The sequence below is a fragment of the Pseudomonas sp. TAE6080 genome, assembly GCF_018732265.1.
GTDB lineage: Bacteria > Pseudomonadota > Gammaproteobacteria > Pseudomonadales > Pseudomonadaceae > Aquipseudomonas > Aquipseudomonas brenneri.
Genome location: NZ_JAHIDY010000043.1, coordinates 1 through 20,827 on the forward strand (window position 1 = coordinate 1; position 20,827 = coordinate 20,827).

16 protein-coding genes are annotated in these 20,827 nt (G+C 60.6%); 11 read left to right on the forward strand and 5 right to left on the reverse strand.

Features of this window, described 5'->3' with window-relative positions:
* The 6 genes from KL786_RS24440 to KL786_RS24465 form a co-directional block, all read left to right on the forward strand.
* The coding region (locus tag KL786_RS24440) for a beta strand repeat-containing protein (protein WP_215519261.1) at positions 1 to 5,039 on the forward strand (5,039 nt) is incomplete at its 5' end.
* A 148-nt stretch (positions 5,040 to 5,187) separates the two neighbouring features.
* The gene (cysM, locus tag KL786_RS24445) at positions 5,188 to 6,090 is read left to right on the forward strand and encodes a cysteine synthase CysM (protein WP_032857024.1); all 903 of its coding nucleotides are present in this window, start codon (positions 5,188 to 5,190) and stop codon (positions 6,088 to 6,090) included.
* The gene (gene rlmD / locus KL786_RS24450) at positions 6,090 to 7,442 is read left to right on the forward strand and encodes a 23S rRNA (uracil(1939)-C(5))-methyltransferase RlmD (RefSeq protein WP_215519262.1); all 1,353 of its coding nucleotides are present in this window, start codon (positions 6,090 to 6,092) and stop codon (positions 7,440 to 7,442) included. The genes cysM and rlmD overlap by 1 nt, the downstream gene beginning before the upstream one ends.
* A 120-nt stretch (positions 7,443 to 7,562) precedes the next feature.
* A complete protein-coding gene (gene relA, locus KL786_RS24455; protein ID WP_032857027.1) occupies positions 7,563 to 9,806 on the forward strand; it encodes a GTP diphosphokinase in 2,244 nt (747 codons plus the stop codon).
* Positions 9,807 to 9,962: 156 nt separating this feature from the next.
* Positions 9,963 to 10,796, forward strand: coding sequence for a nucleoside triphosphate pyrophosphohydrolase (mazG, locus tag KL786_RS24460; RefSeq protein WP_215519263.1), 834 nt, complete (start codon positions 9,963 to 9,965; stop codon positions 10,794 to 10,796).
* Between the two features lie 25 nt (positions 10,797 to 10,821).
* Positions 10,822 to 11,367, forward strand: coding sequence for a DUF2058 domain-containing protein (locus tag KL786_RS24465; RefSeq protein WP_032857030.1), 546 nt, complete (start codon positions 10,822 to 10,824; stop codon positions 11,365 to 11,367).
* A 94-nt stretch (positions 11,368 to 11,461) separates the two neighbouring features.
* Here the strand turns inward: KL786_RS24465 and KL786_RS24470 are convergent, their stop codons facing one another.
* The 4 genes from KL786_RS24470 to purM form a co-directional block, all read right to left on the reverse strand.
* Positions 11,462 to 11,650 (reverse strand): hypothetical protein, encoded by a 189-nt coding sequence (locus KL786_RS24470; protein WP_032857031.1) that lies wholly within the window; start codon positions 11,648 to 11,650, stop codon positions 11,462 to 11,464.
* A 299-nt stretch (positions 11,651 to 11,949) separates the two neighbouring features.
* Complete coding sequence (locus KL786_RS24475) at positions 11,950 to 12,663, reverse strand: DUF3108 domain-containing protein (protein WP_032857033.1); 714 nt, start codon at positions 12,661 to 12,663, stop codon at positions 11,950 to 11,952.
* Between the two features lie 8 nt (positions 12,664 to 12,671).
* Positions 12,672 to 13,322: a phosphoribosylglycinamide formyltransferase gene (gene purN / locus KL786_RS24480; protein WP_032857034.1), complete on the reverse strand. Its 651-nt coding sequence runs from the start codon at positions 13,320 to 13,322 to the stop codon at positions 12,672 to 12,674.
* Positions 13,322 to 14,380 carry a phosphoribosylformylglycinamidine cyclo-ligase gene (gene purM, locus KL786_RS24485; protein WP_032857036.1) on the reverse strand — a complete coding sequence of 353 codons (1,059 nt, stop codon included), beginning with the start codon at positions 14,378 to 14,380 and terminating at the stop codon, positions 13,322 to 13,324. The genes purN and purM overlap by 1 nt, the downstream gene beginning before the upstream one ends.
* 358 nt (positions 14,381 to 14,738) lie before the next feature.
* Between purM and KL786_RS24490 the strand changes: the two genes are divergently transcribed.
* From KL786_RS24490 to KL786_RS24510, 5 genes are all read left to right on the forward strand, one after another.
* On the forward strand, positions 14,739 to 15,797 hold the full coding sequence (locus tag KL786_RS24490; protein WP_215519264.1) for a DUF2066 domain-containing protein: 1,059 nt from the start codon (positions 14,739 to 14,741) through the stop codon (positions 15,795 to 15,797).
* A 43-nt stretch (positions 15,798 to 15,840) separates the two neighbouring features.
* Entirely contained in the window at positions 15,841 to 16,914 is a 1,074-nt protein-coding gene (locus KL786_RS24495) for an AI-2E family transporter (RefSeq protein WP_032857038.1), read from the forward strand.
* A 215-nt stretch (positions 16,915 to 17,129) separates the two neighbouring features.
* Positions 17,130 to 17,834 carry a DnaA regulatory inactivator Hda gene (gene hda, locus KL786_RS24500; RefSeq protein ID WP_032857040.1) on the forward strand — a complete coding sequence of 235 codons (705 nt, stop codon included), beginning with the start codon at positions 17,130 to 17,132 and terminating at the stop codon, positions 17,832 to 17,834.
* Positions 17,835 to 18,047: 213 nt separating this feature from the next.
* Complete coding sequence (locus KL786_RS24505) at positions 18,048 to 18,677, forward strand: C40 family peptidase (RefSeq protein WP_215519265.1); 630 nt, start codon at positions 18,048 to 18,050, stop codon at positions 18,675 to 18,677.
* Between the two features lie 145 nt (positions 18,678 to 18,822).
* The gene (locus KL786_RS24510; protein ID WP_215519266.1) at positions 18,823 to 19,362 is read left to right on the forward strand and encodes a C40 family peptidase; all 540 of its coding nucleotides are present in this window, start codon (positions 18,823 to 18,825) and stop codon (positions 19,360 to 19,362) included.
* 135 nt (positions 19,363 to 19,497) lie between these two features.
* On the opposite strand, the gene KL786_RS24515 is transcribed toward KL786_RS24510, so the two are convergent.
* On the reverse strand, positions 19,498 to 20,811 hold the full coding sequence (locus KL786_RS24515) for a PQQ-dependent sugar dehydrogenase (protein ID WP_215519267.1): 1,314 nt from the start codon (positions 20,809 to 20,811) through the stop codon (positions 19,498 to 19,500).
* Positions 20,812 to 20,827 lie beyond the last annotated feature (16 nt).

Genomic DNA, 20,827 nt, shown 5'->3' on the forward strand with positions numbered 1-20,827 from the left:
AAAACCTGCCGTTGGGCAGCGCCAATGATGGCTCGGCGTTGACCCAATCCGGGACATTCACTGTGACGGCGTTGGATGGTTTGAAAAACCTCACTGTGGGCGGTATCAGCATCGTCACGAATGGTGCGGTTTCGACCTTCCCGCAATCCGAACCTACGGGCTTCGGCAACACCCTGACCATCACCAACTACAACGCCACTACCGGCGTGATCAGCTACAGCTACACCCTGAACGGCACCGACAGCCACCCAACCGGTGCCAATGCCAACAGCATCAGCGAGTCGTTCACGGTAACCGCGACCGACAGCAACAACAGCAGCGCAACCGGTTCGCTGGACGTTAACGTGGTGGACGATGTTCCGACGGCGGCCGATGACAGCAATGAACAAGTGGCCTCTGAAAGCCAGCTAATCCTGACCGGCAGCGTACTCGGCAACGATGTGCAAGGCGCCGACCGCATTCCTACTGGCCCTGTTACACCCGCGACCATCGTCGGCACTTACGGCACCTTGAATTTGCTGGCTGATGGCAGCTACACCTACACCCTGGACAAGACCGATACGCAATTCCTGGCCCTGAACGGTGGTGGCAACGGGACTGAAACCTTCACCTATACGTTGACGGACGCCGACGGTGATACCAGCCCTGCCAATCTCGTCTTGCAGGTGCATAACAACGACGATCCGGTGGTGTTGACCGGTCTCAATGTCACAGGCGGCGAAGTCACCGTCTACGAGAAGAACCTGCCGCTGGGCAGCGCCAATGATAGTTCTGCGTTGACCCAATCCGGGACCTTCACCGTGACGGCGCTGGACGGCCTGAAGAACCTTACCGTGGGCGGTATCAGCGTTGTCAGCAATGGCATCGCCGCGACGTTCCCGCAATCGCAACCCACCGGTTTTGGCAACACCCTGACCATTACCAACTACAACGCCACCACCGGCGTGATCAGCTACAGCTACACCCTGAACGGCACCGATACCCACCCAACCGGCGCCAATGCCAACAGCATCAGCGAATCGTTCACGGTAACCGCGACCGACAGCAACAACAGCAGCGCCACTGGCTCGCTGGATGTCAACGTGGTCGACGATGTTCCGACGGCGGCCGATGACAGTAATGCGCAAGTGGCCTCTGAGAGCCAACTGATCCTGACCGGTAGCGTGCTGGGCAACGATGTGCAGGGCGCCGACCGCATTCCTACAGGTCCGGTGACACCCGCAACCATCGTCGGCACCTACGGCACCCTGAACTTGCTGGCTGATGGCAGCTACACCTACACCCTGGACAAGACCGATACGCAATTCCTGGCCCTGAACGGTGGTGGCAACGGGACTGAAACCTTCACCTATACGTTGACGGACGCCGACGGTGATACCAGCCCGGCCAATCTCGTCTTGCAGGTGCATAACAACGACGATCCGGTGGTGTTGACCGGCCTTGAAGTGAATGGCGGCGAAGTCACCGTCTACGAGAAAAACCTACCGCTGGGCAGTGCCAATGATGGCTCGGCGTTGACCCAATCCGGGACATTCACTGTGACGGCGTTGGATGGTTTGAAAAACCTTACCGTGGGCGGTATCAGCATCGTCACGAATGGTGCGGTTTCGACTTTCCCGCAATCCGAACCCACCGGTTTTGGTAATACGCTGACCATCACCAACTACGACGCCATCACTGGCGTGATCAGCTACAGCTACACCCTGAATGGCACCGATAGCCACCCAACCGGTGCCAATGCCAACAGCATCAGCGAGTCGTTCACGGTCACTGCCACGGACAGCAACAACAGCAGCGCCACCGGCTTGCTGGATGTCAACGTGGTTGACGATGTGCCCAAGGCCAACGACGACACCAACGGCCAAGTGGCCTCTGAAAGCCAGCTAATCCTGACCGGCAGCGTACTCGGCAACGATGTGCAAGGCGCCGACCGCATCCCTACCGGCCCTGTTACACCCGCAACCATCGTCGGCACCTACGGCACCCTGAACTTGCTGGCTGATGGCAGCTACACCTACACCCTGGACAAAACCGATACGCAATTCCTGGCCCTGAACGGCGGAGGCAACGGGACTGAAACCTTCACCTATCAACTCAACGATAGCGACGGTGATACCAGCCCCGCCAACCTGGTCTTGCAGGTACATAACAACAACGACCCTGTTGTACTCACCGGTCTTCAATTGAACGGCGGCGAGTTGACCGTCTACGAAAAAAACCTGTTCGACGGCACCAGCCCGAACAGCCCCGCACTGACCCAGACCGGCACCTTCACGGTCACTGCCCTGGATGGCTTGAAAAACCTGACAGTGGGCGGCATCAGTGTGGTCACCAACGGTGTCACCGCAACCTTCCCGCAATCTGAGGCCACAGGTCTGGGCAACACCTTTACCGTGACGGGCTACAACGCCACCACGGGGGTGGTCAGCTATCGCTACACCTTGCTCGACAACGAGGCCCATGCCACGGGGGCCGGAACCAACAGCCTCGTCGAGCAGGTCACCGTCACGGCCAGCGACAATGACACCAGCACCGCAACGGGTGTGATCGATATCACTATCATCGACGACGTGCCCAGTGCCGTGTCCAGTGAACGCATGGTCACGGCGACCGAGGTGGACTCCAACCTGCTGCTGATCATCGATATCTCCGGCAGCATGAACGATGCATCGGGGGCCGGTGGTACGCGGCTGGACCTGGCCAAGGCGTCCATCACCGAGTTGCTCAACCGTTATGACGAGATGGGCGATGTGAAGGTGCAGATCGTGACCTTCAACGACAGCTCGCAACAGTTGAGCAGCCAGTGGGTCAGCGTTGCCACGGCCAAGACCCTGGTCAACAACCTTACGGCCTTCAACGGCACCAACTACGATTCGGCCCTGGGCACCGCGCAGACCGCCTATGGCACCGCCGGCAAGCTGGACGGCGCGCAGAACGTGGCGTATTTCTTCTCGGACGGTAACCCCACCACGTCCAACACCAATAACCCGAACAACCCCGGCAACGCGGTCAACCCGGAATACGGCGATGGTATTGATGTCACCGAAGAAGGGGTATGGAGGGCATTCCTCGACGCCAACGGCATCAAGGCCTATGCCATTGGCCTGGGGGCAGGGGTCAACAGCATTTACCTGGACCCGGTGGCCTACGATGGCAGCACCCACACCAACACCAACGCGGTGGTAGTGGCCAACCTGGCGGGCCTGGACGCGGTGCTGGCCGGCACGATACAAGGCGCTCCGGTGACGGGCAGCCTGATGACAGACGGGACGTTTGGCGCCGATGGTGGTTTTATCAAGTCCCTTACGGTGGACGGCATTACCTACACCTACAACCCGGCGGCAGGAGGTTCGATGAGCGCCAACCTGCCGGGTGGCCAGGGCACGTTCGATACGGTGAGCAACAGCATCAGCATCACCACCAGCCAGGGTGGCACGCTGGTGGTAGACATGGACAACGGCGAGTTCCGCTACACGCCGCCGAAGCTGACGGACGCGCTGATTACCGAGAACTTCGGGGTCACCATCAGTGATAACGACGGCGATCTCGCGACTTCCAGCCTGGTGGTCAAGGTCAACCCGAACGCGGCGCCGGTGGCCGGTGATGACCATGTGATCACCAATATCCTGTCGAGCAATATCGTGGTACCTGCGCAGTTGCTGCTGGCCAATGACAGCGATGCCAACCATGACAACCTGACGGCTATCCCAACCAGTTTTCCAACCGGTTGGGTGGCCAAGGGCGCGGCTTTTACCGGGACGGGAGCCAGAACGCTCAGCGGTACAACCCTGGCGGATGTACGCACCTCGTTTGCCGATATCGGGGCCATGACCGCAGTCCTTGTGATCACTGGCAGTCTCGGCAATGTCAGCGGCAGTACGGCCGACGATCGCATAACGGTCAGCCTCAAGGCGGGGGAAACCCTTAACCTGGATCACAATCGGCCGTTCGGTAACGTCCTCATGACCTATTCGATCAATGGGGGCGGCGAGCTCCCCCTCGCGGATGGCACGACGCTGACTGCGTTAGCGAACGCTACCTATGAGATTCACATTGCCAACACCACCAATCCATCAGGCGGCAACGCCAATGGCACAGAAAACTACGAGTTGGACATGACCATCAACTATGCCGGCGCCCAGGACTACACGCCGGACTACCACGGTAACTATTCGGTCAGTGATAACCACGGCGGCAGTGACAGCGCCGCCGTAGACATCACCTACCAGGCCGGCACCACCCTCACCGGTACCAGCGGGGATGACATCATCATGGCCGGCCCCGGCAACAATATCCTCAATGGCGGCGATGGCAACGATGTACTGAGCGCTGGCAACGGCAACAACGAGATGCACGGCGGCAACGGCAATGACCTGTTGTTCAGCGGCATCGGCAACGACCTGCTCGATGGCGGAGCAGGCATCGATACGCTGAGTTACGCCAATGCCACGTCAGGGGTGACCGTCAACCTTGGCTTGGCAGGGGGGCAAGTTACAGGTGGGGCCGGGACCGATACATTGACGGCCCTGGAGAACCTGATCGGCTCCAACTTCAACGACTTCCTCACCGGCAACGGCAACAACAACCTGATCTCGGGCGGACTGGGCAATGACACCCTCAAGGGCGAGGGCGGTGATGACATCCTGATTGGTGGTCCGGGCAACAACACCCTGACCGGCGGCGCGGGTGCCGATACCTTCCAATACCTGGCAGGCGGTAGTGGGCACGACGTCATCACCGACTTTGCCGTGGGCACCGACAAACTGGACTTGTCACAACTGTTGCAAGGAGAGAACGCGACGACGGCGTCCCTGGATGACTACCTGCACTTCAAGGTGCTGGGTGGTACGACCACCATTGATATCAGCGCCGTTGCAGGTGCCACGCCGACCCAGACCATCGACCTGGCCGGCGTCAACCTGGCGACCCAATACGGCGTGACGCCGGGGGCCGGAGGCTTGATTGCGAGCGGTGCGGATACGGCGACGATCATCAATGGGATGTTGAATGACCATTCATTGAAGGTCGATACGGTCTGAAGACAGCGACAAGCTGCAAGCTGTTAGCGCCAAGCTTGCAGCTTGTAGCTTATAACTTGCAGCTATAAGCACCGCGAATTGCGTGATATGGCCTGCCAGCGTTTGCCGGTATGATAGGCGCCCCCGCAGTCTGGATTGCGAATACGCCATGACCTTGCAGTACCCAACCATCGCCGATTGCGTCGGCAACACCCCTCTGGTCCGCTTGCAGCGCATGGCGGGTAACACCAGCAATACCTTGTTGCTCAAGCTTGAGGGTAATAACCCGGCAGGTTCGGTCAAGGACCGCCCGGCGTTGTCGATGATCACCCGCGCCGAGTTGCGTGGGCAGATCAAGCCCGGCGACACCCTGATCGAAGCCACCTCCGGTAATACCGGGATTGCCCTGGCCATGGCCGCGGCGATCAAGGGCTACAAGATGATCCTGATCATGCCCGACAACGGCAGCGCCGAGCGCAAGGCGGCGATGACCGCCTATGGTGCCGAACTGCTGCTGGTCACCCCGGAAGAGGGCATGGAAGGTGCGCGCGATCTCGCCGAGCGCATGGCCGCCGAAGGCCGTGGCCAGGTCCTGGACCAGTTCGCCAACGGTGACAACCCCGAGGCGCACTACACCAGCACCGGCCCGGAAATCTGGCGCCAGACCCAGGGCACCATCACCCATTTCGTCAGCTCCATGGGCACCACCGGCACCATCATGGGCAACTCGCGCTACCTCAAGGAGCAGAACCCGGCGATCCAGATCGTGGGCCTGCAACCAATGGAAGGCGCGGCGATCCCGGGGATTCGCCGCTGGCCCGAAGAGTATCTGCCAAAGATCTACAACGCCGCCCGCGTCGACCGCATCATCGACATGGCCCAGCGTGAAGCCGAAGACACCACCCGTCGCCTGGCCCGTGAAGAAGGCATCTTCTGCGGCGTGTCCTCCGGGGGGGCAGTGGCCGGCATGTTGCGCTTGTCCGCAGAACTGGAAAACGCGGTGATCGTCGCGATCATCTGTGACCGAGGCGACCGCTACCTGTCGACCGGCATTTTCGACGCGCCCAACTGATGGCCAAGCAAGAGCGAGGCCTGCGTTTCCAGCCAACGGGCGGTAATCGGGCGCCACAAATCCCGGTCGGTAAAAAACAGCGCCTGACCATCGAGCGCCTGGCCAACGATGGCCGGGGGATCGTGTTTTTCGAGGGCCGCACCTGGTTTGTAGTGGGTGCACTGGCCGGCGAAGAGGTCGAGGCGCGGGTGCTGGGGGCTCATGGCAAAGTGGTCGAGGCCCGTACCGAGCGGGTATTCAAGGCCAGCGAACTGCGCCGTCCGGCACCGTGTGCCCAGGCCGGTCGTTGTGGCGGTTGCAGCCTGCAACACTTGCCCCATGACGAACAGCTTGCCCTGAAACAGCGCATGCTCGCCGAGCAATTGTCCCGTGTTGCCGGGGTCGAGCCCCAGGAATGGGCGGCGCCGTTGAGCGGGCCCGAGTTCGGCTACCGCCGCCGGGCCCGCGTGGCCGTGCGCTATGACGTCAAGGCCAAGCGCCTGGACGTGGGCTTTCGCGCCGTGGCCAGCCAGGACATCGTTGCCATTGATGATTGCCCGGTGCTGGTACAGGCCTTGCAACCGATCATGCAGCGTCTGCCCAACATGTTGCGGCGCCTGAGCAAACCTCAGGCCCTGGGGCATGTGGAGCTGTTCAGTGGCTCGTCCATCGCCGTGTTGCTGCGGCACATGGCGCCACTGTCGGACGCTGACCTGGTGGTGCTGCAAGAGTTCTGTGCATTCCATCACGCGCAGTTGTGGCTGCACGGTGAAGGCGAGCCGCAGCCGTTCGAGACTGGGCAGGCGCTGGGCTATCATCTGGAGCAGTGGGGCCTGGAGCTGGCTTACCGGCCGGGGGATTTTGTGCAGGTCAATGCCGGGGTCAACGAGGCGATGGTGGCCCAGGCGCTGGACTGGCTGGCACCGCAACCCGACGAACGGGTTCTGGACCTGTTCTGTGGCCTGGGCAACTTTGCCTTGCCCCTTGCTGGCAAAGTGCGTGAAGTGGTGGCGGTAGAAGGCGTGCAGGCCATGGTGGACCGCGCGGCCGCGAATGCCGTCAGCAATAATTTGCATAATGTGCAGTTTTTTCAGGCCGATTTGTCCCAGCCGCTGGCTGATGCCGAATGGGCCAAAGCAGGCTTTTCTGCGGTACTCTTGGACCCACCCCGCGATGGTGCCCTGGAGGTTGTGCGCAAGCTCGCCACTCTGGGGGCTGATCGCCTGGTGTATGTGTCCTGCAATCCAGCCACGCTGGCGCGGGACACTGTCGAGTTGGTCAAGCAAGGCTACCGGCTAAAACGTGCCGGGATCCTCGATATGTTTCCGCAAACGGCGCATGTCGAGGCGATGGCGTTATTTGAAGCGAGCTAGGATGCTCGCTTAGTCCGACTGGCCTGCGTTCTCCAGGGCCTGTGACCTGCCAGGGAGTTCGCGTTACAAGGGTCAGCGATTTTGACGCGCTCAAGGCGCGTCGTAGGGAAGGTAAGCAAGATGGTACAGGTGAGAGCACACCAGCCGATCAACACCGACGGCAGTATCAATCTCGAGGCATGGCTGGATCATGCCGTCAGTGTCGATCCGGCACTGGACCGTGAAGCCTTGAAAGCCGCCTGCGAGTTCGCTCGCGAGGCAGAACAGCAAGACAATGCGGCCAAGAACCTGTGGGCCGAAGGAACATCGAGTTTTCGTACCGGGCTTGAAATCGCCGAGATCCTCGCCGACCTCAAGCTGGACCAGGATTCGCTGATCGCCGCGGTGCTCTATCGCGGCGTGCGCGAAGGGCACATTGCGTTGCCGCTGGTCAGCCAGCGTTTCGGCGCGGTGGTGGCCAAGCTGATCGATGGCGTGCTGCGCATGGCGGCGATCAGCGCCAGCCTCAGCCCGCGCCAGTCGATGGTGCTGGGCACCCAGGGCCAGGTGGAAAACCTGCGCAAGATGCTGGTGGCGATGGTCGACGACGTACGCGTCGCGCTGATCAAGCTGGCCGAACGCACCTGCGCGATCCGTGCGGTGAAAACCGCCGATGACGAAAAGCGCAACCGCGTCGCCCGTGAGGTCTTCGACATCTACGCGCCCCTGGCTCACCGCCTGGGGATCGGTCATATCAAGTGGGAGCTGGAGGACTTGTCCTTCCGCTACCTGGAGCCTGATCAATACAAACAGATCGCGACCCTGCTGCATGAGCGGCGGCTGGACCGTGAGCGTTTCATCAGTGATGTGATGGGCCAGTTGCGCTCGGAGTTGCAGGCTACCGGCGTCGAAGCCGATATCAGCGGCCGGGCCAAGCACATCTATTCGATCTGGCGCAAAATGCAGCGCAAGGGCCTGGCCTTCAGCCAGATCTACGACGTACGCGCCGTACGCGTGCTGGTGCCGGAAATGCGCGACTGCTACACCGCGCTGGGTATCGTCCATACGCTGTGGCGGCACATCCCCAAAGAGTTCGACGACTACATCGCCAACCCCAAGGAGAACGGCTACCGCTCGCTGCACACTGCGGTGATCGGCCCCGAGGGCAAAGTGCTGGAAGTGCAGATCCGCACCCACGCCATGCACGAAGAAGCGGAACTGGGCGTGTGCGCGCATTGGCGCTACAAGGGCACCGACGTCAAGTCGGGTTCCAACCAGTACGAAGAGAAAATCTCCTGGCTGCGCCAAGTGCTGGAGTGGCACGAAGAACTGGGCGATATCGGCGGCCTGGCCGAACAGTTGCGGGTGGATATCGAGCCCGACCGGGTCTACATCTTCACCCCCGACGGCCACGCCATCGACTTGCCCAAGGGCGCGACGCCGCTGGATTTTGCCTACCGCGTACACACCGAGATCGGCCACAACTGCCGTGGCGCCAAGATCAACGGGCGCATCGTGCCGCTCAACTACAGCCTGCAGACCGGTGAACAGGTCGAGATCATCACCAGCAAGCACGGTACGCCGAGCCGCGACTGGCTGAACCCGAACCTGGGCTACATCACCACGTCGCGGGCGCGGGCAAAGATTGTCCACTGGTTCAAGCTGCAGGCGCGGGACCAGAACGTCGCCGCCGGCAAGACCCTGCTCGAACGCGAACTGGGTCGCCTGGGCCTGCCCCAGGTGGATTTCGACAAGTTGGCCGAAAAGGCCAACATGAAGATTGCCGAAGACATGTTCGCCGCCCTCGGTGCTGGCGATTTGCGCCTGGCGCAATTGGTCAACCTGGCCCAGCAACTGGTGGAGCCGGAGCGTGGCAGCGAGCAACTGGAGCTGATCCCACGCAAGGCCACCGGCTACAAGCCGGGCAAGCGCGGCGATATCCAGATCCAGGGTGTGGGCAACCTGATGACCCAGATGGCCGGCTGCTGCCAGCCGTTGCCGGGCGATGCCATCGTCGGCTACATCACCCAGGGCCGTGGGGTGAGCATTCACCGCCAGGACTGCGCCTCGGTGCTGCAGTTGGGCGGGCGCGAGCCGGAACGGATCATCCAGGTCAGTTGGGGGCCGGTGCCGGTACTCACCTATCCGGTGGACATCATTATCCGCGCCTACGACCGTTCGGGGTTGCTACGCGACGTCTCGCAAGTGCTGCTCAACGAGCGGATCAACGTGCTGGCGGTCAATACCCGCTCGAACAAGGAGGACAACACGGCGTTGATGTCCCTGACCATCGAGATTCCGGGGCTGGACGCGTTGGGGCGGCTGCTGGGGCGTATCTCCCAGTTGCCGAACATCATCGAGACGCGGCGCAACCGCACGCCATGACCTGATCCCTTGTTGGAGCCGGCTTGTGTGGGAGCTGGCTTGCCTGCGATCGCATCGACTCGGTCTGCCAGGCACACCGAGGCGCTTGCATCGCGGGCAAGCCCGGCTCCCACATTGATCGGTGGCATGACCATTTCAGCGGACAGAGATTGACCGATGTATTCACTTGAAGACCTGCTACACCTGATGAACCGCCTGCGCGACCCGCAATACGGTTGCCCGTGGGACATCAAGCAAACCTACGCCAGCATCGTGCCCCACACCCTGGAAGAAGCCTACGAAGTCGCCGATGCCATTGAGCGCGGGGATTTTGATCATCTGCAAGGCGAGTTGGGCGACCTGTTGTTCCAGGTGGTGTATTACAGCCAACTGGCCCGGGAAGAAGGGCGCTTCGAATTCGCCGGGGTTGTCGACAGCATCACTCGCAAGCTGATTCGCCGGCATCCCCATGTGTTTCCTAGCGGCGACCTGTATGCGCCGCTGGATATCCCGAAGCTGAGCGAAGAGCAGGTCAAGGAGCGCTGGGAAGCCATCAAGGCAGAGGAGCGCGCAGAAAAGTCTGACGCCCCCGAGCAACTGTCCCTACTCGATGACGTGCCCAGTGCCTTGCCGTCCCTGTCCCGTGCCACCAAATTGCAAAAGCGCGCCAGCCAGGTCGGCTTCGACTGGCCAGCGGCATTGCCGGTGGTGGATAACGTGCGTGAAGAGCTCGATGAAGTACTCGAAGCCATGGCCGATAACGACCCGGCAGCCATTGCCGATGAAGTCGGTGACCTGCTGTTTGCCGCAGTCAACCTGGCCCGGCACCTCAAGGTCGACCCGGAAACTGCCCTGCGCGGTGCCAATGCCAAATTCGAAAGGCGATTCCGATTTATCGAACAGGCATTGCGCGACACCCACCGTCCCATGGAAGATTGCACCCTCGAAGAGTTGGACGCCCTGTGGGGCGAAGCCAAACGTCAGGAAAAGAATGTGTCCAGCTGCGGTTGAATAGCTGCCTAAGTGAGTAAGCACCATGAGCATTTCCCTTCGCGACCAGTTGCTTAAAGCAGGTCTGGTCAACCAGAAGCAGGCCAAGCAGGTCGGCAAAGAGAAGCAGAAACAACAGCGCCTGGTCCACAAGGGGCAGGCCGAGGCTGACGACACCCAGGCACGCCTGGCCCAGGAAGCGCAGGCCGAGAAGGTCAAGCGTGACCAGGAACTCAACCGTCAACAGCAGGAAAAGGCCGAGGCCAAGGCCCGTGCCGCGCAGGTCAAGCAATTGATCGAGACCTCGCGCCTGCCCAAGTTGACCACCGAGGACTACTACAACTTCGTCGATGACAAGAAGGTCAAACGCCTGTCGGTCAATACCTTGATGCGCAACAAGCTGAGTAACGGCTCGTTGGCGATTGTCCATCACGGCGGTAGTTACGAAGTGATCCCGCGCGAAGCAGCGCTGAAAATCCAGGAGCGTGCGCCTGAGCGTATCGTCCAGCTCAACATCCTCACTGAGGCCCAAGTGCCGGATGAGGACGATCCATACGCCGCCTACCAGATCCCTGATGATCTGATGTGGTAAGGCTTTAAAAACAACAAACCCCGCTCAAAAGGCGGGGTTTGTGTTTATAGCCGCTGCGGCTGCGTGGGCCGGGCGGCCATGGGATTTCAGCGCTTCAGGAGCTGGATGCCTGGCGTCTCATCTCAAGGGTTTCGAGCTCGTTTTTATAATTATGAGCATCGCACTCGTTGTGAAACATGCCGACCAGCAGGTCTTGTTGGTGCACATCCCAGATGTGAATCCCGTGGGCCAGGGCTTCATGGGACATATGGGCATCGTCGCGTTCAGTTACTTTTACAGTCATCTGCTTGCTCCAGTCTCTGGTTGATCTGCGGCAAGGCGTCGCAGGCCTTTGTTATATATTTTGTTAGCTTGCTAAGTAAACTGACTTTGCGTGCAACAATTCATTGCAGTAAACGCAACAATGCTCCAGGCCGCGTAAACCGCGACATCACGTCGCAGGGGGCTGGGTTTTATGACAAAAGTTTCATGTTTGAGTAAGGCTTTGGCCTTGTGCCGGGCAGCCCACCGCTATCGCTTCACTACAAACGCCAGGCGAAAAAAAGCCCCGCGTTCAGCGAGGCTCTTTCAATCAGCCAACAATCAGCTGCCTTTCACAACCTTGCCATTGACCGTACCGTCCAACAGCATGATGTTGTATTCCTTGCCGTCGGTTTCGACTTGTTGCAGGCGAACCAGCAAGTAGTCCCAATCCTTGGCAAACCACATCACGGTGGTGCGCTTGCTTTGCGTCGGGTCGCGCACGCGCTCAACCTTGATGGCGTCGATCTTGCCGGCCTTGGTATCGACTTTCTCGGTACCCAGTACGCGGAAGTCATAGGTCTCGACTTCGCCGTCATCCACCACCTGGTAGCTCATGGTTTTCTTGCCAGCGGCCACATCATGTTGCAGGGCCAACTGGTAAGTGGATTTATCGACCATGCCACGGTTCAGCGGGATCTTGACCGCGTCGCCGCGATCAGTGCCGGTGACCATCTTGGCGGTCCAGTCGAAGTCCAGGTCGGCCTTCTTGGCCTTGCCCAGGCCACCGCGTTCAAAGTGGTAGGACTGGGGCAGCAGGGTGTCCTTGTCCAGGGTCAGGGTGCTTTCTTCCGTCAGGCTGGCGATCATCATCGAAGCCTTGAAACTGAGCTTCCAGACGCCGTTGCCGGTGCTTTCCAGGCTGCGGGAGGCCTGGCCGCTCATGGGCAACTGCTTCCAGTCGGCGGTGTAGCTGGCGGAGAAAGGCTGAAGATCTGCCGCGTGCACGGTAGGCAGGGCAAGCAGAGCAAAAGCGAAGAGCAGGGCGCGACGCATAAAATCTCCTAGGTACGAATCAAGTGGCCGCTGGCCGCAAGTAACTGGCCGTCCAACAATGCACCTTGTTCACCGAGCACCAAGCGTCCTTCGGCAAACCAGCGAACCGCCAGCGGGTAAATCCTGTGTTCCTGGGTGTGAACCCGTTGCGCAAGGCTCTGCGCCGAGTCCGCAGACTCTACCGGAACTACTGCCTGTACGACCAGTGGCCCGCCATCGAGTTCCTCGGTGACAAAGTGCACGCTGCAGCCGTGCTCCGTATCGCCGGCCTCAAGGGCCCGTTGGTGGGTGTGTAACCCTTTGTATTTGGGCAGCAGGGAAGGGTGGATATTCAGCAGGCGCCCCTGGTAATGACGCACGAAATCAGCGCTGAGAATGCGCATGAAGCCGGCGAGGACCACGAGCTTGGGCTTGAAGGCGTCGATCAGTTCGATCAAGGCTGCATCGAAGGCCTCGCGACCTTCGAACGCCTTGTGATCCAGGGAGCGGGTATCGATACCCGCGTCCTGGGCGCGTTGCAGGCCGTAGGCGTCGCTGCGGTTGGAGATCACCGCAGCGATGCGCACCGGGCTGTCGCCGGCGCGCGTGCTGTCGATCAGGGCCTGCAAGTTACTGCCGGTGCCGGAGAGCAGCACCACGACATCACAGGTTGCTGGCATCAGTGAGCCTTGAGGTTCTTCAGTTCAACCTGGGCAGCACCTTCGGCAGCGGTGGCGATCTGGCCGATCACCCATGGCTGCTCGCCGGCTTCACGCAGTACGTTCAGCGCGGTTTCAACGTGCTCTTGAGCCACGCAGATGACCATGCCCACGCCGCAGTTCAGCACGCGGTGCATCTCGGTCTCGTTGACGTTGCCTTTCTCTTGCAGCCAGTCGAAGACTGCCGGGCGCTGCCAGCTGGCCACGTCGACAATGGCCTGTGCGCCTTTTGGCAGCACGCGCGGGATGTTGTCCAGCAGGCCGCCACCGGTGATGTGGGCCATGGCCTTGACGGCGCCAGTGTCCTTGATCAGCTTGAGCAATGGCTTGACGTAGATGCGGGTCGGGGCCATCAGCAGGTCGGTCAAAGGTTTGCCGTCGAGCTGGGTGTTCTCGATGTCGGCACCGGACACTTCGATGATCTTGCGGATCAGCGAGTAGCCGTTGGAATGCGGGCCGGACGATGGCAGGGCCAGCAGGGCGTCGCCAGCGGCAACCTTGGAGCCGTCGATGATCTCGGCTTTTTCTACGACGCCGACGCAGAAGCCGGCCAGGTCGTAGTCTTCGCCTTCGTACATGCCCGGCATTTCAGCGGTTTCGCCGCCGACCAGGGAGCAACCCGACAGCTCGCAGCCCGCGCCGATGCCGGTAACCACTTGTGCCGCGGTCTCCACGTTCAGCTTGCCGGTGGCGTAGTAGTCGAGGAAAAACAGCGGCTCGGCGCCGCACACCACCAGGTCGTTGACGCACATGGCGACCAGGTCGATGCCGATGGTGTCGTGCTTGTTCAGGTTCAGCGCCAGGCGCAGCTTGGTGCCCACGCCGTCGGTGCCGGAGACCAGCACAGGCTGCTTGTAGCCGGCCGGGATCTCGCAGAGGGCGCCGAAACCGCCCAGGCCGCCCATGACTTCGGGGCGCGCAGTGCGCTTGGCGACGCTCTTGATGCGTTCGACCAATGCTTCACCGGCGTCGATGTCTACACCGGCGTCCTTGTAGCTCAGGGAGGGTTGCTTGCTCATGATCCAGGCCTTTAGGGGGGGATTCAGGGGTAACGACCGATGCGGTGGGGGTACGGAAGTTGAACACTTCAGGACGCCCAACCGTTGACGGTCTGCGAAGGCGCGCGATTTTATCAGGCTTGAGGGGCAGCGGCCATCCTCGGGCCGACGGGCAGAGGCATATGGCGCTAAAAAAACCTTAATCGGCACCGCGATCGCCTGTATTAAGGTATAGCCTTTAACCCGCTATCGTTATGACAGTACGAAAACTTACCGGGGCCTTGTGAATGTTTTGCCGGTCGCTGTGGTCACAGCCTTGCTTAACCTTCTTCACGCGGTCTGTTCCAGCCGCTTTTTTGTCGTTCGGGAATCTTTTTTCATGGGTCTGAGTAGATACATTTTTGTCGGCTGTTTGTCGTTGGTCAGCCTGGCGAGTCATGCCGAAACCCTCAATGGCCTCTATCAAGTGCTGGAGCCGGTCAGCAGCCAGGCGCCACAGGAGCGCGAACAAGCCACCCAGCGCGCCCTGCAGACCCTGGTGATGCGCCTGACCGGCGACGCCAAGGCCGCCCAGGGCCCGGGCCTGGCGGCGATCCGCAAGGATCCGCAACAGATCATCAGCCAGTACGGCTACGACGCGGGCCCCCCGGAAAGCCTGCAAGTGGATTTCGACCCGGTCAGCACCGACCGCGCCCTGCGCGATGCCGGCCTGGCGTTGTGGGGCAACAATCGCCCGTCAATCCTCGGCTGGTGGCTGAACGATTCCACTGAAGGCAGCAGCCTGGTGGGTGATGGCCAGTCGGCCGCCGAGCCGCTGCGTCGTGCGGCGCAACACCGTGGCTTGCCGTTGCGCCTGCCGCTGGGCGACCTCGATGAGCAGATCGTCGCCACCGCGCCTAATCTTGAAAGCGCAGATCCGGCGCCCCTGCGCTCGGCCTCCGAGCGTTACGGCGCCGACGCGCTGCTGGCGGTGCATGCCCGTGAAGAGTCGGGCCAATGGCAAGCCAAATGGCGCCTGTGGCTGGGCGACAAGGCCGAGAACGGCACCGTACAAGGCGCGGACACTGCGGCCTTGGCCGATGCCGTTCTGCTGGCGGTCAGTGAGCGTCTTGCGCCGCGCTTCGCCGTAAAAGCCGGGGTTTCCAGCGAGCAGTTGCTGCAAGTGCAAGGCATGACCCTGGAGCGCTACGCCGCCCTCGGTCATCTGCTGGAGCCTTTTGGTGCGCAGTTGCAGCGGGTGGATGGCGACCGAATTGTCTATCGGATCAATGGCAGCAGCGAGCAATTGCGCAGCCAACTGAGCCTGGCGAAGTTGCAGGAAGTGCCAGCGGGTGAAGCGCTTGCGCCACCCCCTGTGCAGCAACCCGTGGCCGAAGGCGCACAACCTGCGCCCGTGCCGCAGGCCGAGCCCGAGCCGCAACTGCGTTTTCGTTGGTAAATGATCTTCCTTATATAGAAGCAACTGAAAGATGGAGTGGTTTATGGCGGATACGCGTCGTTGGGTGTGGCTTGGCGGGATTGTCCTGCTGTGCGTTTTTGTGTTCCTGCTGCATTCGATCCTGACGCCGTTCCTGGTCGCCTTGCTGCTGGCCTATCTGTTCGATCCGGTAGTGGATCGCCTGGAGAAGGCCGGCCTGTCACGTACCTGGGGCGTGGTCGCGGTGTTTGCGCTGTTTACCCTGATCGTCATGGCGCTGCTGTTGGTGCTGGTGCCGATGCTGGCCAAGCAACTGATCCGCCTGTACGAACTGGCGCCGCAGATGCTCGACTGGCTGCAACACACGGCGATGCCGTGGGCGCAGTCCAAGCTGGGCCTGGCCGATGGCTTCTGGAAGTTCGACAAGGTCAAGGCCGCGATCAGCGAGCATATGGGCCAGACCACCGATATTGTCGGGGTGATCCTCAGCCAGGCCACGGCGTCGAGCCTGGCGTTGATTGGCTGGCTGACCAACCTCGTGCTGATCCCGGTGGTGGCGTTCTACCTGCTGCGCGACTGGGACATCATGATTGCCAAGATCCGCAGCCTGCTGCCCCGTGATAGCGAGGAACGCATCGTGTCCCTGGCCGAAGAGTGCCATGAGGTGCTGGGCGCCTTTGTCCGTGGGCAATTGCTGGTGATGGTGGCGCTGGGCATTATCTATTCTGGCGGGCTGATGGCGATTGGCCTGGAGCTGGGCCTGTTGATCGGCATGATTGCCGGCCTGGCGGCGATTGTGCCGTACATGGGCTTCGTCATCGGTATTGGCGCAGCGCTGGTGGCCGGCCTGTTCCAGTTTGGCGGCGACTTGTACCCGATGCTGGGGATTGTTGCGGTATTCATGGTGGGTCAGGCCCTGGAAGGCATGGTGCTGACGCCCTTGTTGGTGGGTGACCGTATTGGCCTGCATCCGGTGGCTGTGATCTTTGCGATCCTGGCTGGCGGCGAGCTGTTCGGCTTTACCGGCATCCTGCTGGCATTGCCGGTGGCGGCAGTGATCATGGTGTTGGTGCGCCATGTGCATGATGTGTACAAGGATTCGGACGTCTATACCGGCGCCGATGACCCCCAGCTGTAAGGCTTGACACAAACCCGGCTAAACGCCGGGTTTGTTGCCTGTGGGGCTTGGCATTTGGCCATCGCGTCAAACAATCTCCAAAAAATCCAATGAGTTAACGCAAACCTTTGATTTTGCTTATGGTCTGTTGCATTGTGCGCCCGGCGTCACGGGTATAAACTTTGCAAACTTTTCACAGAGGCCACTAACGGTTCGATTGGAGCCGTTCAGTCAGCATGAAACCGATTCAGCTGCCCCTAGGTGTGCGTCTGCGTGACGACGCTACCTTCATCAATTACTACCCAGGCGCCAATGCCGCTGCACTCGGCTATGTCGAGCGGCTCTGCGAAGCCGACGCCGGGTGGACGGAAAGCCTGATCTACCTCTGGGGCAAGGACGGCGTGGGGCGTACCCACCTGTTGCAGGCTGCCTGCCTGCGCTTTGAGCAGATGGGCGAGCCGGCGGTCTACCTGCCATTGGCCGAACTGCTGGACCGTGGCATCGGCATCCTCGACAACCTTGAGCAATACGAACTGGTGTGCCTGGATGACCTGCAAGCGGTTGCCGGTCGGGCGGACTGGGAAGAGGCGCTGTTCCATCTGTTCAACCGCCTGCGCGACAGTGGCCGACGCCTGCTGATTGCTGCATCAACCTCGCCTCGGGAGTTGCCGGTCAAGCTGGCCGACCTCAAGTCGCGGCTGACCCTGGCGCTGATTTTCCAGATGCGCCCACTGTCCGACGAAGACAAATTGCGCGCCTTGCAATTGCGAGCATCGCGCCGTGGCTTGCACCTGACCGATGAAGTCGGGCATTTCATCCTCACCCGTGGCACCCGCAGCATGAGCGCGCTGTTCGACTTGCTCGAACAACTCGACCAGGCCTCCTTGCAGGCCCAGCGCAAGCTGACCATTCCCTTCCTCAAAGAAACCCTCGGCTGGTAGCCAGCCCTTTGAAATCGGGGCTTCTGGCAAATTACAGGCGCCAGAAAACCTGCGTTTTGGCCGGCTTGGCCACGCAAAAGGGTCTAAATGGGGTGTAAGGGCTTAGATGACATAGGTCAAACAAGAAGTCACATAGATCACGATTGAATTTGCAAATCGATGTCATAGAAGGCATAGTCTCGGCTTCTTTACACATCAGCCACGGTCGTGCCCATGCTAAATCGCTTCGCACCCCTCGTGCCTCTCGCACTCGTTACCCTGTTGTTTGGTTGCGCCACCCACCCTCAACAAGTGGCTGAGCAGCAAAAACCACAACAACAGCACCAAGCCAAATTCGTTGCAACACAGTCTTCTTCTGTTTATGAAGAAGAGGTGGCAACCGAAAAAGAACTGGCCGAATTCTCCGATAGCAAGCCTTATCAGCTGCCTTTGCTGGCTGATAGCATCCTCGAACGCGGCATGTCCCTGATCGGTACTCGTTACCGTTTCGGCGGTACCTCTGAAGCCGGTTTCGACTGCAGTGGCTTTATCGGTTACCTGTTCCGTGAGGAAGCCGGCATGAACCTGCCGCGTTCAACCCGCGAAATGATCAACGTGGATGCACCGTTGGTCGCACGGAACAACCTCAAGCCTGGCGATCTGCTTTTCTTCAGTACCAATGGTCGTGGTCGTGTCAGCCACGCCGGTATCTACCTGGGCGATGACCAGTTCATCCACTCCAGCAGCCGCCGCAGCGGTGGGGTACGGGTCGATAAATTGGGCGATAGCTACTGGAGCAAAACCTTCATCGAAGCCAAGCGCGCCCTGGCCATGGCCCCTACTAGCGTTACCGCTCGCAAGTAAAGTTAAAGTGATACTTGAAGTTTGACGCGTAAGCGCTAGAATCCTGAGATATTGTTGCGAACCTGACCGCGCAAGCTTTGCTTGCGCGGTCTAGTTTTCAGCGTTCGGCAGCGAAAGCCGCATCCAGATCAGGATTGTTCTGCCCATGTCGACCTCGGCCCGCCTAATTCTTCTTGCTTGCGCCGCACTGCTCAGTGCCTGCGCAAATCGTCCTCCACCCGCGCCTGTGGCCGTCAAGCCCAAGCCGGTGTTCAACTACACCACCCAGAACTTTTCGCCGGTTGCCGAAGACGTGCTGTTTCGCGCCCTGGGCCTGGTCGGCACGCCTTATCGCTGGGGCGGCAATACACCGGACTCAGGGTTTGATTGCAGTGGCCTGATTGGTTTTGTCTACCGCGATGCGGCGGGCATCTCGCTGCCGCGCACCACCCGCGAGCTGATCGTGATGCGTGCCCAGGACGTGCGTGAAGATGCGCTGCAAACCGGCGACCTGCTGTTCTTTGCCACGGGTGGCGGCTCGCAAGTCAGCCATGCCGGCATCTATGTGGGCGAAGGGCGTTTCGTCCATGCACCACAAACCGGCGGCACGGTGAAGCTTGATACCTTGTCCAAGGCCTATTGGCAGAATGCCTATTTGAGCGCCAAGCGCGTATTGCCGGCGGAGCACCTGGCGCGTAACCCTTAAGACCTGCACCGATCAAAAATGTGGGAGCGGGCTTGCTCGCGAAAGTGGTGAATCAGTAACAGATGCACTGACTGATCCACCGCTTTCGCGAGCAAGCCCGCTCCCACATTGGTTTTGTGGCGTTGTCGAGTCTTGCTATTTAGCGGCCCACACCCGCCACACCTTATTCCCCACATCATCCGCCACTAGCAACCCACCTTGTGGGCCGATCACCACGCCCACCGGCCGCCCCATGGCTTTCTCATCACTGTTGAGAAACCCAGTCAGCACATCCACCGGTTGCCCCTTCGGCTTGCCGCCTTCGAATGGCACAAAGATTACCTTGTAGCCACTGTGCGGTTTGCGATTCCACGAGCCATGCTGGCCGATGAACGCGCCGTTGCTGAACTGCGCGGGTAGCGTGTTGCCTTGCGCGAAGGTCAGGCCCAATGATGCGGTATGCGGCCCGACGGCATAGTCTGGCGCAATCGCCTTGGCCACCAGGTCCGGGTCCTGCGGCGTGACCCGCACATCGACATGCTGGCCGTAGTAGCTGAACGGCCAGCCATAGAAGCCGCCATCCTTGACCGAGGTGATGTAGTCCGGCACCAGGTCGCTGCCGATTTCATCGCGCTCGTTGACCGCCGTCCACAGCTTGCCGCTTTGTGGCTCCCAGGCCATGCCGTTGGGGTTGCGCAGGCCGGAGGCGAAGATCCGCTGCTGGCCGCTGGCCCGGTCGACTTCCCAGATGGCAGCGCGTCCCTGTTCGGCCTCCAGGCCGTTTTCGCCGACATTGCTGTTGGAGCCGACGCTCACATACAACTTGCTCCCGTCTTTGCTGGCGATGACATTTTTTGTCCAGTGGTGGTTGAGCGGACCGCCCGGCAAGTCCACGACCTTGGTGCCTGGGGCCTTGATTGCGGTTTCTCCTGGTTGATAGGGAAAGCGCAGTAGCTTGTCTGAATCGGCGACATACAAATCGTTGCCGACCAGAGTCATGCCAAACGGTGAGTTGAGGTTTTCCAGGAACACCGTGCGGGTTTCTGCCACGCCATCATGGTTGGCATCGCGCAGCAGGGTGATGCGGTTCGGGCTGGGTACACCAGCGCCGGCGCGGCCCATGACCTTCTCCATGACCCAGCCGCGAATGCCCTTGCCATCCTCCGGCTTGGGCGGTGCATTGGTCTCGGCGACCAGTACATCGCCATTGGGCAATACATACAGCCAGCGCGGGTGATCCAGGCCTTCTGCAAAGGCTGCGACCTGGGTGCCGGCGGCGGCGGTTGGCTTGGCGCCTGCGGGCCAGCCAATCGCCGGGGCGATGTTGACGGTGGGGATCAGGGTTTTGTTCGGTTCCGGCAGTTTCGGTGAAGGCCCGGTGCCATCCGAGACCTGCAAGGTTGAGCTTTCCCCGCAGGCGGCGAGTGCGCCTGCAGCCATGATCAGTAGGGCGAGTCGGGTCTTGTGCATGTTTTTCTCCTCAATG

Coding starts and splice junctions, on each gene's coding strand:
- mazG (WP_215519263.1), top strand. CDS start 9,963: ATGTATTCACTTGAAGACCTGCTACACCTGATGAACCGCCTGCGCGAC.
- KL786_RS24475 (WP_032857033.1), bottom strand. CDS start 12,663: ATGCGTCGCGCCCTGCTCTTCGCTTTTGCTCTGCTTGCCCTGCCTACC.
- purM (WP_032857036.1), bottom strand. CDS start 14,380: ATGAGCAAGCAACCCTCCCTGAGCTACAAGGACGCCGGTGTAGACATC.
- KL786_RS24490 (WP_215519264.1), top strand. CDS start 14,739: ATGGGTCTGAGTAGATACATTTTTGTCGGCTGTTTGTCGTTGGTCAGC.
- KL786_RS24510 (WP_215519266.1), top strand. CDS start 18,823: ATGTCGACCTCGGCCCGCCTAATTCTTCTTGCTTGCGCCGCACTGCTC.
- KL786_RS24515 (WP_215519267.1), bottom strand. CDS start 20,811: ATGCACAAGACCCGACTCGCCCTACTGATCATGGCTGCAGGCGCACTC.
- relA (WP_032857027.1), top strand. CDS start 7,563: ATGGTACAGGTGAGAGCACACCAGCCGATCAACACCGACGGCAGTATC.
- KL786_RS24505 (WP_215519265.1), top strand. CDS start 18,048: ATGCTAAATCGCTTCGCACCCCTCGTGCCTCTCGCACTCGTTACCCTG.
- KL786_RS24495 (WP_032857038.1), top strand. CDS start 15,841: ATGGCGGATACGCGTCGTTGGGTGTGGCTTGGCGGGATTGTCCTGCTG.
- KL786_RS24465 (WP_032857030.1), top strand. CDS start 10,822: ATGAGCATTTCCCTTCGCGACCAGTTGCTTAAAGCAGGTCTGGTCAAC.
- KL786_RS24470 (WP_032857031.1), bottom strand. CDS start 11,650: ATGACTGTAAAAGTAACTGAACGCGACGATGCCCATATGTCCCATGAA.
- rlmD (WP_215519262.1), top strand. CDS start 6,090: ATGGCCAAGCAAGAGCGAGGCCTGCGTTTCCAGCCAACGGGCGGTAAT.
- cysM (WP_032857024.1), top strand. CDS start 5,188: ATGACCTTGCAGTACCCAACCATCGCCGATTGCGTCGGCAACACCCCT.
- purN (WP_032857034.1), bottom strand. CDS start 13,322: ATGCCAGCAACCTGTGATGTCGTGGTGCTGCTCTCCGGCACCGGCAGT.
- hda (WP_032857040.1), top strand. CDS start 17,130: ATGAAACCGATTCAGCTGCCCCTAGGTGTGCGTCTGCGTGACGACGCT.